This is a genomic window from Spirillospora sp. NPDC047279 (assembly GCF_040643285.1).
In the GTDB taxonomy this organism is placed as follows: domain Bacteria; phylum Actinomycetota; class Actinomycetes; order Streptosporangiales; family Streptosporangiaceae; genus Spirillospora.
Window position 1 is genome coordinate 367,336 of the sequence record NZ_JBEYUA010000009.1, and the last position, 12,642, is coordinate 379,977.

At 72.6% G+C, this 12,642-nt stretch carries 10 protein-coding genes; 4 read left to right on the forward strand and 6 right to left on the reverse strand.

The window, feature by feature from the left end; translation table 11 throughout:
• The first annotated feature begins 48 nt into the window (after positions 1 to 48).
• From icmF to ABZ810_RS24925, 3 genes are read left to right on the forward strand one after another with little or no spacing between them, the layout of a single operon-like run.
• On the forward strand, positions 49 to 3,240 hold the full coding sequence (icmF, locus tag ABZ810_RS24915) for a fused isobutyryl-CoA mutase/GTPase IcmF (RefSeq protein ID WP_358406945.1): 3,192 nt from the start codon (positions 49 to 51) through the stop codon (positions 3,238 to 3,240).
• Positions 3,241 to 3,290: 50 nt separating this feature from the next.
• Positions 3,291 to 4,043 (forward strand): helical backbone metal receptor, encoded by a 753-nt coding sequence (locus ABZ810_RS24920; protein ID WP_358406948.1) that lies wholly within the window; start codon positions 3,291 to 3,293, stop codon positions 4,041 to 4,043.
• 13 nt (positions 4,044 to 4,056) lie between these two features.
• Complete coding sequence (locus ABZ810_RS24925) at positions 4,057 to 5,160, forward strand: hypothetical protein (protein ID WP_358406950.1); 1,104 nt, start codon at positions 4,057 to 4,059, stop codon at positions 5,158 to 5,160.
• Here the strand turns inward: ABZ810_RS24925 and ABZ810_RS24930 are convergent.
• The 5 genes from ABZ810_RS24930 to ABZ810_RS24950 form a co-directional block, all read right to left on the reverse strand.
• Complete coding sequence (locus tag ABZ810_RS24930) at positions 5,157 to 5,744, reverse strand: TetR/AcrR family transcriptional regulator (RefSeq protein ID WP_358406951.1); 588 nt, start codon at positions 5,742 to 5,744, stop codon at positions 5,157 to 5,159. The two genes, ABZ810_RS24925 and ABZ810_RS24930, sit on opposite strands and share 4 nt — an antisense overlap.
• Positions 5,741 to 6,496: a 3-oxoacyl-ACP reductase FabG gene (fabG, locus tag ABZ810_RS24935; RefSeq protein WP_358406953.1), complete on the reverse strand. Its 756-nt coding sequence runs from the start codon at positions 6,494 to 6,496 to the stop codon at positions 5,741 to 5,743. Before fabG ends, ABZ810_RS24930 begins: the two co-directional genes overlap by 4 nt.
• A gap of 64 nt (positions 6,497 to 6,560) precedes the next feature.
• Positions 6,561 to 7,712 carry an acyl-CoA dehydrogenase family protein gene (locus tag ABZ810_RS24940; RefSeq protein ID WP_358406955.1) on the reverse strand — a complete coding sequence of 384 codons (1,152 nt, stop codon included), beginning with the start codon at positions 7,710 to 7,712 and terminating at the stop codon, positions 6,561 to 6,563.
• A 124-nt stretch (positions 7,713 to 7,836) separates the two neighbouring features.
• Positions 7,837 to 9,882, reverse strand: a complete 2,046-nt coding sequence (locus ABZ810_RS24945; protein WP_358406957.1) for a substrate-binding domain-containing protein — start codon at positions 9,880 to 9,882, stop codon at positions 7,837 to 7,839.
• A 696-nt stretch (positions 9,883 to 10,578) separates the two neighbouring features.
• The gene (locus ABZ810_RS24950) at positions 10,579 to 10,917 is read right to left on the reverse strand and encodes a DUF3099 domain-containing protein (RefSeq protein WP_358406959.1); all 339 of its coding nucleotides are present in this window, start codon (positions 10,915 to 10,917) and stop codon (positions 10,579 to 10,581) included.
• 50 nt (positions 10,918 to 10,967) lie between these two features.
• Here ABZ810_RS24950 and ABZ810_RS24955 point away from each other — a divergent pair, with 50 nt between their 5' ends.
• Positions 10,968 to 11,180, forward strand: a complete 213-nt coding sequence (locus ABZ810_RS24955; RefSeq protein WP_358406962.1) for a dodecin — start codon at positions 10,968 to 10,970, stop codon at positions 11,178 to 11,180.
• A 79-nt stretch (positions 11,181 to 11,259) separates the two neighbouring features.
• Here ABZ810_RS24955 and ABZ810_RS24960 read toward each other — a convergent pair whose 3' ends face one another.
• On the reverse strand, positions 11,260 to 12,639 hold the full coding sequence (locus ABZ810_RS24960; RefSeq protein ID WP_358407074.1) for a metallopeptidase TldD-related protein: 1,380 nt from the start codon (positions 12,637 to 12,639) through the stop codon (positions 11,260 to 11,262).
• Positions 12,640 to 12,642 lie beyond the last annotated feature (3 nt).

The following is a 12,642-nucleotide window of genomic DNA, read 5'->3' on the forward strand; positions in this document are numbered from 1 at the left end:
GCAATTATTTTAGCTTCCAAATATTGGAAGTCCAAGGGTGGGGTTCTGATGCATGTCCCGGTCCATCCCGTGCGGTTCGTGACGGCCGCGGCGCTGTTCGACGGCCATGACGCGGCCATCAACATCATGCGGCGGATCCTGCAGTCCCAGGGGGCCGAGGTCGTCCACCTGGGCCACGACCGCTCGGTCCAGGCCGTCGTCGACGCCGTGCTGGAGGAGGACGCCCAGGGCGTGGCGATCAGCTCCTACCAGGGCGGCCACGTCGAGTACTTCGAGTACCTCGCCAAGTCCCTGGCCGAGGCGGGCGCCGGCCACGTGCAGATCTTCGGCGGTGGCGGCGGAGTCATCGTCGCCGAGGAGATCTCCCGGCTGGCCGCCGCCGGGGTGCGCATCTTCTCGCCCGAGGACGGGCAGCGGCTCGGCCTGCCCGGCATGATCAACGAGCTGGTCCGCGACTGCGACGTCGACCTGGCCGCCGACCCCGTCCCCGCGGACGCGGTGGTGGCGGGCGACCGGCGCGCGCTCGCCCGCGCCATCACCTGCCTGCAGGCGGGACGGCTGCCGGCGGAGACCCGCGCGGCGCTCGCCGAGGCCGCGGGCAGACGGCGCGTCCCGGTGCTCGGCATCACCGGCACCGGCGGTTCGGGCAAGTCGTCGCTCACCGACGAGCTGGTGCGCCGGCTGCGCGTCGACCAGCAGGACAAGCTGCGGATCGCGGTGATCGCGGTCGACCCGACGCGGCGGCGCGGCGGCGGCGCGCTCCTCGGCGACCGCATCCGCATGAACGCGCTGGACGGCGACCACGTCTTCTTCCGGTCGATGGCGACCCGGGGCGCCCGCGAGCTGCCCGAGGACGTCGAGGGCGTGCTCGAGGCCTGCAAGGCCGCCGGCCACGACCTGGTGATCCTGGAGACGCCCGGCATCGGCCAGGGCGACGCCGCGGTCGTCGACCTCGCCGACACCTCGCTGTACGTGATGACGCCCGAGTTCGGCGCCGCCTCCCAGCTCGAGAAGATCGACATGCTGGACTTCGCGGACGTCGTGGCCATCAACAAGTTCGAGCGGCGCGGCGCCGAGGACGCGCTGCGCGACGTGTCGCGCCAGCTCGTCCGCAACCGGGAGGCCTTCGGGTCCAGGCCCGAGGACATGCCGGTCTTCGGCACCAGTGCCGCCACGTTCAACGACGACGGCGTCACCGCGCTCTACCAGCACCTGATCGGGCTGCTCGGCATCGAGCCGGGCGTGCTCCCCGAGGCGGCGACCAAGGTCTCCACCGGCGCCGCCCAGATCATCCCGCCCGCGCGGGTGCGCTACCTGTCCGGCATCGCCGAGACCGTGCGCGGCTACCACGCCGGCACGGCGGCGCAGGCCGAGGCCGTCCGGCGCGTCCAGCGGCTGGACGAGGTCCGCGCCGAGCTCACCGAGGCGGGCGAGGTCGAGGCGCTGCTGGAGAAGGCGCGCCGCGAGGTGGAACCGGCCAGCGCCGAGCTCGTCGAGGGCTGGCCCGCCGTCGTCGAGGCGTACTCGGGCGACGAACAGGTCGTGACGGTCCGCGGCAGGGAGCTGCGCACCACGCTCACCCGCGAGTCGCTGTCGGGCAGCCGCATCCCGCGCGTCGCGCTGCCGCGCTACACCGACCACGGCGAGCTGCTGCGCTTCCTGCGCGCGGAGAACCTGCCCGGCCGGTTCCCGTTCACCGCCGGCGTCTTCCCGTTCAAGCGCGACAACGAGGACCCGGCGCGCATGTTCGCCGGCGAGGGCGACCCGTTCCGCACCAACCGCCGCTTCAAGCTGCTGTCGGAGGGGCAGCCCGCGACCCGGCTGTCGACCGCGTTCGACTCGGTCACGCTGTACGGGCGCGACCCCGACGAGCGCCCCGACGTCTACGGCAAGGTCGGCACCTCCGGCGTCTCGATCGCCACGCTCGACGACATGAAGGCGCTGTACGACGGCTTCGACCTGTCCGCGCCCACCACGTCGGTGTCGATGACCATCAACGGCCCGGCGCCCACGATCCTGGCGTTCTTCCTCAACACCGCGATCGACCAGGGCATGGCCGCCTTCCGCGAGGAGCACGGGCGCGAGCCGTCCGCGGCGGAGGCCGGGGAGGTCCGCGCCCGCGTGCTGTCCACCGTGCGCGGCACCGTCCAGGCCGACATCCTCAAGGAGGACCAGGGGCAGAACACCTGCATCTTCTCCACCGAGTTCTCGCTGCGGATGATGGGCGACATCCAGGAGTGGTTCATCGCCAACCGGGTGCGCAACTTCTACTCGGTGTCGATCTCCGGCTACCACATCGCCGAGGCCGGGGCTAACCCCATCAGCCAGCTCGCGTTCACGCTGGCCAACGGGTTCACCTACGTCGAGTCGTACCTGGCGCGCGGCATGGACGTCGACGACTTCGCGCCCAACCTGTCGTTCTTCTTCTCCAACGGCATGGACCCCGAGTACAGCGTGCTCGGCCGGGTGGCCCGGCGCATCTGGGCGGTGGCCATGCGCGACCGCTACGGGGCCAACGAGCGCAGCCAGAAGCTCAAGTACCACGTGCAGACCTCGGGGCGCTCGCTGCACGCCCAGGAGATGCACTTCAACGACATCCGCACGACGCTGCAGGCGCTCATCGCCATCTACGACAACTGCAACAGCCTGCACACCAACGCCTACGACGAGGCCGTCACCACGCCCACCGCCGAGTCGGTCCGCCGCGCCCTGGCGATCCAGCTGATCATCAACCGGGAGTGGGGCCTGGCGATGAACGAGAACCCGCTCCAGGGGTCGTTCGTCATCGACGAGCTGACCGACCTGGTCGAGGAGGCGGTGCTCACCGAGTTCGACCGGATCAGCGAGCGCGGGGGAGTGCTGGGCGCGATGGAGACCGGCTACCAGCGCGGCCGCATCCAGGACGAGTCGATGCTCTACGAGCAGCGCAAGCACGACGGGTCGCTGCCCATCATCGGCGTCAACACCTTCCGCGCGCCCGGCGGCGGCGAGGAGGCCGGCAAGGCGATCGAGCTGGCGCGCGCCACCGAGGACGAGAAACGTTCGCAGCTCGACCGGGTGCGCGGCTTCCAGCAGGGCCACCGCGAGGACGCCGAGAGCGCGCTCGCCGCGCTCAAGGAGGCGGCCCGCTCGGACGAGAACGTGTTCGCCGTCCTGATGGACGCGGCCCGGGTCTGCAGCCTGCAGCAGATCACCGACGCGTTCTTCGAGGTGGGCGGCCAGTACCGGCGGAACGTGTGACGCCGTCCCGCGGCCCCCGCCCAACGGGCGGGCTGCGCCCGCCCTCCCTCATGGACGACACCGGCGCCCCGGTCCCCGTCGCGGGCCGGGTGCGCCGGGTCGTCTCCCTGGTGCCGTCGCTGACCGAGACGGTCGCGGTGACGGCGCCGGGGCTGCTCGCCGGGGCGACCGACTGGTGCACCCACCCGCCCGGGCTCGACGTCGAACGTGTCCGCGGCACCAAGAACCCCGACGTCGAGCGGATCATCGCGCTGCGGCCCGACGTCGTGCTCGGCAACACCGAGGAGAACCGGCCCGCCGACGTGGAGGCGCTGCGCGCCGCCGGGGTCCCGGTCTGGATGACCGAGATCCGGACGGTGGACGAGGCGTTCGTCTCACTTCGGCGGATGCTGACCGGGGCCTGCGGCGTGGACGCGCCGAACTGGCTGGACGAGGCCGAGCGCGCCTGGGACCTGCCGGCCCCGCGGCGGCGGCTGTGGGCGGTCATCCCGATCTGGCGGCGGCCGTGGATGGTCGTGGGGCGCGACACGTTCACCGGAGACGTCCTCGCCCGCCTCGGCATTGACAACGTTTACGCAGGTCACAGTGATCGGTATCCGAAGATTCCCCTCGCGGAGCTGGTCGCGGCCCGGCCCGACCTGGTCGTCCTGCCCGACGAGCCCTACCGTTTCACCGCCGGCGACGGCCCGGAGGCCTTCCCCGGGATCCCCGCCACCCTGGTGAACGGCCGCCTGCTCACCTGGTACGGTCCATCGCTGGTCAGGGCCCCGCGGGCCTTGGCCAGGGCTTTCCAGCTGCTGTGATACCACTAGGTACATGATCGGCTTCGCTCGGTCCCTGGTGGGACGCTGGGAGGTACTCGTACCCGTCCTGGCAGTGCCGGCGCTGGTGCTGACCTGGGGACGGGAGCTGCCCGGACTGGTGGTGGCCGTGGTCGCGGTGCTGCTCGCGGGCTCGGTCCTGGCGGCGGTGCACCACGCCGAGGTCGTGGCGCACCGGGTCGGCGAACCGTTCGGTTCCCTGGTGCTGGCGGTCGCGGTCACCGTCATCGAGGTGGCGCTGATCGTCAGCATGATGATCTCCGCGTCGGACGACAAGGCGGCGACGCTCGCCCGGGAGACGGTCTTCGCGGCCGTGATGATCACCTGTAACGGCATCGTCGGCCTGTCCCTGCTGTCGGCCACGCTGCGGCACCGCGTGGCCGTCTTCAACGCCGAGGGCACCGGGGCCGCGCTGGCCACCGTCGCCACGCTGGCGACGGTCTGCATGGTCCTGCCGACCTTCACCACCAGCGCCAACGGGCCGGTCTTCTCCGCCGACCAGCTGGCGTTCGCGGCGGTCGCCTCGCTCGTCCTGTACGGCCTGTTCGTGCTGACGCAGACGATCCGCCACCGTGACTACTTCCTGCCGGTCACCAAGGAGGGCGAGGTCCTGGACGAGGACGACCACGCCGAGGCGCCGTCCGGCAAGGAGACCATGACGAGCCTGGTGTTCCTGCTCGTCGCGCTGGTCACCGTGGTCGGGCTGGCCAAGGTCGAGTCGCCGACCATCGAGAAGGCCGTGGCCTCCGCCGGGCTGCCGCACGCCGTCGTCGGCGTCGCCATCGCGCTGCTGGTCCTGCTCCCCGAGACGCTGGCGGCGGTACGGGCCGCCCGCCGCGACCGGGTGCAGACCAGCCTCAACCTGGCCCTGGGCTCCGCCATGGCGAGCATCGGGCTCACCATCCCGACCATCGCGGTGGCCTCGATGTGGCTGGACGGCCCGCTGGAGCTGGGGCTCGGCGGCACCCACATGGTCCTGCTGGCGCTCACCGTCGCGGTGTCGACGCTCACCGTCGTCACCGGCCGGGCGATCCTGCTCCAGGCGGGCGTGCACCTGGTGATCTTCGCGTCGTTCCTGTTCTTCGCGCTCAGCCCCTAGCCGGAGCCGCCCCCGGCGGCCTCGCGGGCGAAGAGGGCCTGGAGGCAGCGGTCCATGCGCGCGTCCAGCTCGTCCGCGGGCAGGCCGATCTCCTGCGCGAGATGCTCGCGCAGCAGGGTGTAGCCGTAGATGACCGAGGCCAGCGCCGCCTGGACGGCCTCGGGGTCGTCGACGGGCAGCTCGCCGCGCGCCGCGTTCTCGGCGAGCTGGACGCGGCCCTCGCCCCGGTTGGGCAGCACCCGGGCGCGGTCGTCGCCGTCCAGCACCAGCAACGTGGTCAGGACGATCGGCTCGGGCCTGCGCAGGCTGCTCCAGAACAGGCGGGAGAGCCGGGCTCGCAGCGGCAGCCGGGCGGCCTCCCCGGCCTCGTCGGCGTTGGCCTTGGCCCGGTGGAACAACGCCGACCTGAGCAGGCCGCGGCGGGAGCCGAAGTACTGGTAGACCAGCCCCCGGTTGACGCCCGCCTCGTCGGCGACCTCGCGGAGGTTGAGCCCGGCCAGGACGCCCTCCCGGCGCAGCAGGGAGATCGCGGCGGCGCGCAGCGCCTCCTCGGTGGTCTCCCTGCCGCGCAGCGGCGCGGTCACGCCCGCGGGCCGCCCGCCACGTAGATCACCTGACCGGTGACGAACGAGGCGTCGTCGCTCACCAGGAACGCGACGGTGCCGGCGATGTCGTCGGGCGTGCCGACCCGGCGCACCGGGATCTGCTCGGCCGCGGCCCGCTTGAACTCCTCGAAGTCCACGCCCATGCGCTCGGCCGTGGCGGCCGTCATCTCGGTGGCGATGAAGCCCGGCGCGATGGCGTTCGCCGTCACCCCGAACTTGCCGAGCTCGATCGCGAGCGTCTTGGTGAAGCCCTGGAGCCCGGCCTTGGCCGCCGAGTAGTTGGCCTGGCCGCGGTTGCCGAGCGCCGAGACCGAGGACAGGTTGACGATGCGGCCCCATCCGGCCGTCGTCATGTGGGCCTGGGCGGCCCGGCTCATCAGGAAGGCGCCGCGCAGGTGGACGGCCATGACCGCGTCCCAGTCGTCGTCGCTCATCTTGAACAGCAGGTTGTCGCGCAGGATGCCGGCGTTGTTGACCAGCACCGCGGGCGGCCCCAGCTCGTCGGCGACCCGGGCGACGGCCGCCTCGACCGCAGCCGCGTCGGCGACGTCCACGCCGACGGCCAGGCCGCGGCCACCGGCCTCGGCGATGTCGGTGAGCGTGTCCGCGCAGGCGGCCTCGTCGAGGTCGCAGACCGCGACGACGAAGCCCTCGCGGGCGAGGCGCACCGCCGTGGCGGCGCCGATGCCGCGCGCCGCGCCGGTGACGATGGCCACCCTGGACCCGGTCATGTCCGTTCCTCCTTGCCGTAAGTGCTGCCGTAAGTGCTGCCGTGGGCGGGGGACGGCCGCGGCGTCAGACGCCGAGCTGCTTGGCGATGATGGTCTTCAGCACCTCGCTCGTGCCGCCGTAGATGCGGGTGACGCGGGCGTCGGTGTAGAGGCGCGCGATCGGGTACTCCAGGATGTAGCCGTAGCCGCCGTGCAACTGGAGGCACTTGTCGACCACCCGCGCCTGCACCTCGGTGCAGAAGAGCTTGGTCTTGGCGGCGTCGGCCGGGGTGAGCTCGCCGAGGTCGTGCGCGTCCATGGCGCGGTCGACCATGGAACGGGCGGCCTCCACCTCGGTGTCGCACTCGGCCAGCACGAACTTGGTGTTCTGGAACGAGGCCACGGTCTTGCCGAAGACCGTGCGGTCCTTGACGTAGGCGGTGGCGAACTCGACGGCGGCCGCCGACGACGCGTACGACTGCACCGCGATCGCCAGGCGCTCCTCGGCCAGGTTGTGGGCGAGGTACTCGAATCCGCGGCCCTCCTCGCCGAGGAGGTTCTCGACCGGCACCCGCACGTCGGTGAACGACAGCTCGGCGGTGTCGGAGGTGCGCAGGCCGATCTTCTGCAGCTTGCGGCCGACGGAGTAGCCCTCGCTCTTGGTGTCGACGCACAGGATCGACAGGCCGGCCCGGCGGTTCTCCGGGGTGGCGGGGGAGGTGCGGGCCACGACCAGGCACATGTCGGCCAGGACGCCGCCGGTGATGAAGGTCTTGGCGCCGTTCAGGACGTAGTGGTCGCCGTCGCGCTTGGCGGTGGTCTGCATGCCCGCCAGGTCGGAGCCGGTGCCGGGCTCGGTCATCGCGATGGCCGTCATCATGTCGCCGGACATGAAGTCGGGCAGCCACCGCTTCTTCTGCTCCTCCGAGCCGTAGGCCAGCAGGTAGGGCAGCACGAGGTTGACGTGCACGGTGGTGGCGCCGAAGTTCACGCCCTGGCGGGCGCACTCCTCGGAGATGACCGCCGCGTACTTGAAGCTGGTCTCGCCGGCGCCGCCGTACTCCTCGGGCACGGTGATGCCGAAGACGCCCAGCTCGCCGAGCTTGTTGTAGAAGCCCCGGGGCGGGTGACCGGCCTCCTCCCACTCCGGGAAGGCCGGCACGACCTCGGCCTCGATGAAGTCCCGGATCGTCTCCCGGAACGCCTCATGGTCCTCGTTGAACACGGTACGGCGCACGGCCCGCCCCTCTCGTCGCGATCTAGCAGAACGCTAGTTTCCTCGAATCTGATTCTAGAATCAACTCGGGAATGGGCTCGCCATGGTCAAGAAGGCCGAGCGCCGGAACGCCTCGCACCAGGACTCAGCAGCCGGGCGCGCACACCCGCCGCGCGACGGCCTGGAGGAAGTTCTCCCGGACCTCCTCGGGCGTCTCGGCGATGACGACGTCGCCGCGGGTGGCCTGGGCGATCCGCCGGAGCGCCCCCGCGTCGACACCCTGGCCGAACCCGTACATGAACACCAGCACCGGCCGCGTCGGATCGACCTCCCGGCGCAGCGCGTCCAGCGTGGCGTCCAGCGACGGGCCGCCCGGATCGTCGTTCCGCCCGTCGGTCCAGAGCAGGATCGAGTTCACGAACTCGGGTTTGTAGCTCCGCTTCATCCGGCGGTAGGCGGACAGGATCGTGTCGTACAGGCCGGTGTCGCCGTTCTTCTTGGCGCGGATCTGCGCGAAGGCGCTCAGCATGAGCTGGCGGCGGGTGGCCGAGCCGACCCGCTCGCCCAGCGGGCCCACGCTCACCAGCTCGCGCCAGTCCTGCGGGCCCTGGAGGTTGGTGGAGAACACCCACTGGCCGAGCTCGCTGTCGTCCGGCAGCAGCGCGAGCCCCTGCTGCGCGGTGCGGACGGTCGACTGGAGGCGGGTGACGTCGGGCGCGATCCGGTCGTCCATGGAGCCCGAGACGTCGATGATGCTCAGCATGCGGATGCTGAGCGACAACCGCGCCCAGGCCTGCATCGTCGCGCGCACGGCGGCGGGGGCGGGCGCGGGCAGCGTGCGCGGGGCCCGCGGGTCGAGCCCGGTCTTCGCGCCGAACGTGCCCGGCGCCGTCCCGTCGGGCGCCCGGAAGCCCAGCTCTCGCAGGTCGTCAAGGGTGTCCTTGGCGCCGAGCGCCGCCTCGAACAGGCGGCTCGCCCGATCCTGGACGGCGTCCGCTCCGAGGAACAGGATCGGATGGTCCATCGTGAGAGTGCCCTCGGAAGGGTAGAGCGCGACGGCGGGTTCGGCGGGGCCGCGCGCGTTGTACTCGAAGATCGCCTGCTCGGGCGCCAGCGCGACCGGGTAGCGGCCCTGGCGGTCACGGCGGAACGAGGCGAACCCGGCGTTGACCGAAGGGGTGACGCCCTCGCGCAGGGCCCGCACGACCCCGGCGAACGACGTGGTCCCGTCCGCCTCGTCCCCGGACCGCAGCTGGTCGGCCAGGACCAGCGCGGCCATCCCGGGCGCGGTGCGGTTGGGGTCGGGCACCTGGAGTTTCACCAGGTCCTTGGGGAGCGATGGCCCGCCCGCCGGACCCGCGGTGCCGGAGGCCGCCCGGATCAGCTCCGACCACGAGGGCCGGGTGCCCAGGCTCCGGAGCCGGAGCGCCAGTGTGCGCGGTACGGCCACGACCAGCGGGCTGCTTGCGAGCGACCCGCGCCGGACCGGGCCGGCCGTCGCGGCCCGGCCGGAGCCGCCCTGCCCGGAACCGCCCTGCCCGGAACCGCCCTGGGCCTGGGCGAGCCACAACGAGGAGTCGGGGATCCAGACGTCGGGCCGGCGGGTGGCCCCGGCGACCCCGCTGCCGGACAGCAGCGTCGCGACCGCGACCGGGTCGGTGGAGCGGACCTCGGCGCGGACACAACGGGACCCGATCTTGCGGCGGGCGTCGTTGAGCCGGCCGGCGGCCGCCGTGACGACCGGGGCGACGCCCGGCGCGGCGGCGACGGTGAGCACGACCGGGGCGCCGTTCCGGCAGCCGTCGCCGGAGGTCAGCGCGTGGACGCCCAAGCCTGCGAGGAGGGTCAGGCCGAGGGCGCCGGCCAGCGTGCCGATCAGCGGCCCGCGCCGACGCCGGACGGGCGGGGACTGCGGCTGGTGCGCGCCGCCGGCCCGGTGGCCGTGCCGCGGGGACGCGGCGGGCGGGCCGCTGGACGCGTCGCGCGCCGGGACGGGGGCCGGGAGGTGGGACGGGCCGGGCGGCGGCGTGGTCCTCGGCGAGCGGGGGAGCGGGCCGCCTCCGGCGTCGGAGATGCCCAGGAACATGCGCGGCGGGCCGGGATCTCCGGGTGCGGGCCGCTCCACCGGGGGGCGTTCCGCCGGTGGACGCTCCTCCGGCAGCCATTCGGGCACATCGCCGTGCTCGCTCATCACCGCTCTCCGTTCCCTGCCGGCCGACAGGACGCGTTGCCGGCTGTGAGACAGATCAACAATGTGTCTCACGGATGCAGGTGTGATGCTCGTCTCACTGGTGCGGGCAGTCAAGCGGTATGTGGCAAATGAGGTGAGTCGGCCGACGCGGGCGCGGCAGAAGTTCGCGTGCGGTGGATTTCGGACCGTGGCCGGACAAGGCCAGCTCGGGGGCTTGCCCTCGGGGCCTGGAGATGCGGGGCCCGCCGGGCCGGGGGCATGACCTTGTGCGGAGGTTCGGGGGCGAACGTGTCCGCGAGGCAATCTGAGCGTCGCCGCAGGGTCAAATGCGTCCCCGGGGCCGCGTCAGGGCTTGAAAGCGTCCACAAGGGGCTCTGAGGGCGGCCTGGGGGTGGCCTGTGGCGCGCGGAGGGCTTCAGGGGGCGCCGGGCGGCCGGGCCGGGCGGCGGGGGCTGCGGCGACCTGCGCGGACCTGGCCGGAGGCCGGTCGTAGCGGGAGTTTCGCCAGATCAGGGCCTTGGTGCGAAGCCCTGGAAATTGAAAGCGACGCCGGGTGGATACGGGGGCAATCCACCCGGCGTCGCATCATCGGTGTTCCGACGGGGGCCCGGAACACCGGCACGGGCGCTCCGACGGGGGACCAGAGCGCCGGTACAAATCGTACACCGAAACCCCCCGCGGTGAGTCAAGAGAATGTCACGACCCGATTTCTGGCCGCTGTCCGGAAAGTGGCTTGTGGTGCGTGCCCTCCGGATCGGAGTACCGGGCCGCCGCGACCGGCTCGCGGCCGCCGTTGGCGAAGATCACGCTGACGTAGGGGAGGAACACCGCTCCCACCACCATGAGCCCGACGACCCAGAGCGGGGCGCCGGCCATCGCGGCGATCACGGAGCCCACGAAGCAGCCCGTGCGAATGCTCATCGAGATCAGGTAGCGCCGCTGCCGGTAGCCGATGTCCTGCGACATCGGGCGCGGTGCGTTGGTGACCGTGTAGACCGGGGCCTGAGCCGCCTGCCGGCGGGGAATGACCTTCACCATTCCACGGTAAGCCCAAGGGGCTTGAGAGGCGACACCAGGGAGGGCACATGACAGACCGGACGTACCGGGTGACCGAGATCGTCGGGACCTCGCCCGATTCCGTCGAGCAGGCGGTGCGGAACGGGATCAGGCGCGCGTCCGAGACGCTGCGGCATCTGGACTGGTTCGAGGTGACCGAGGTCCGCGGCCAGATCGTCGACGGCGAGGTGGCCCACTTCCAGGTGGGCATCAAGGTCGGCTTCCGCCTGGAGGACTCCTGACGGCCGTCCGGCCGGGCCCTGGAGGGGGCCCGGCCGGACGGTGCGGCGCACGCTCCCCGGAGGGGACGCGCCCGGCGCGCTAGCTCGCCTGGGAGACCGTGGACATGTTGAAGTCCGGCACCCGCACCGCGGGCATGGCCGTACGGGTGAAGTAGTCCGACCACTCGCGGGGGAGCGTCGGGGCCGTCGCGCCCACCTCGGTCAGCCGCGACAACAGGTCGACCGGGCTCTCGTTGAACCGGAAGTTGTTGACCGCGCCCACCACCTCGCCGTTCTCGACGAGGTAGACGCCGTCGCGGGTGAGCCCGGTGAGCAGCAGGCGCTGCGGGTCGACCTCGCGGATGTACCAGAGGCAGGTGAGCAGCAGGCCGCGCTCGGTGCGGGAGACCATCTCCTCCAGCGTCGCCGTGCTGCCCTCCGGCCCGGCCAGCGTCAGGTTGTCGATGGCCGGGGTGAGCGGCAGCCCGGTGCGCTCGGCCGACCGGCGCGTCTGGGTGAGCGCGGTGAGCGTGCCGTCGGAGATCCAGTCGGTGGCGCCCAGGCCCAGGCCGTTGTCGAACACCGACGACTCGCGGCTCGAGGCGTGCGCGACCACGAACGGGGCGCACTCCAGACCGGCGGCCCCCGGGTCGCTGGACAGCCGGATCGGCAGGCTCGCCAGCTTGTCGCCGACGCGGGTGCCCCCGCCCGGCGCGCTGAACACCGTGCGGCCGTCGTGCGCGTCCTGCGCCCCCGCGGACCAGTAGAGGTAGATCATCAGGTCGGCGACCGCGCTCGGCGGCAGGATCGTCTCGTAGCGCCCGGCGGGCAGGTCGATCCGGCGCTCGCCCCACTCCAGCCGGCGGGCCAGGTCGCCGGTGAGGCGCGGCACGTCGACGTCGGTGAAGTCGCGGGTGGCCACGCCCGACCAGGCCGAGCCGCCGCCGCCCTTGGCGTTGACCTCCAGCAGCCCGGTCGGCTGGTCGTGCCGCAGCCGCAGGCCGGCCGAGGTGCCGACGAACGAGGACGTCAGCACGTGGTTGGCGAAGCCGTACAGCTTGCGGTCGGCCGCCGCGGCCCGGCCGAACGCCTCGCCGAGCGCGGGCGCGAAGTCGGTGAAGACGCCGATGCCCGTCTCGGCCGGGCTCGCGTCCCAGTCGCCGCCCGCGGCGCCCTCGGTGATCAGCGGCGCGGCGTCCTCGGCGGGCTCGCTGCCCGCCGCGACGCGCTCGGCGGACCGGACCAGGTCCTCGATGTCGTCCACGCCCACCGCGGCCCGGGACACCACCCCGGTGGCGACGCCGTCGCCCTTCTTCGCCAGCGCGACGACGGTCAGCCGGCTGGACCGGGTGACGCCGTTGGTGGTCAGCGTGTTGCCCGCCCAGCGCAGGTTGGCGGTGCTGGACTCGTCGGCGATGACGACGCAGTCGTCGGTGCGCGACAACGCCAGCGCCCGTTCGACGGCCTCCTGCGGCCTGATGGT

Bases quoted from the DNA above. Each gene is read 5' to 3' on its own strand.
- icmF (WP_358406945.1), top strand. From the start codon at position 49: ATGCATGTCCCGGTCCATCCCGTGCGGTTCGTGACGGCCGCGGCGCTG.
- ABZ810_RS24920 (WP_358406948.1), top strand. From the start codon at position 3,291: ATGGACGACACCGGCGCCCCGGTCCCCGTCGCGGGCCGGGTGCGCCGG.
- ABZ810_RS24925 (WP_358406950.1), top strand. From the start codon at position 4,057: ATGATCGGCTTCGCTCGGTCCCTGGTGGGACGCTGGGAGGTACTCGTA.
- fabG (WP_358406953.1), bottom strand. From the start codon at position 6,496: ATGACCGGGTCCAGGGTGGCCATCGTCACCGGCGCGGCGCGCGGCATC.
- ABZ810_RS24945 (WP_358406957.1), bottom strand. From the start codon at position 9,882: ATGAGCGAGCACGGCGATGTGCCCGAATGGCTGCCGGAGGAGCGTCCA.
- ABZ810_RS24955 (WP_358406962.1), top strand. From the start codon at position 10,968: ATGACAGACCGGACGTACCGGGTGACCGAGATCGTCGGGACCTCGCCC.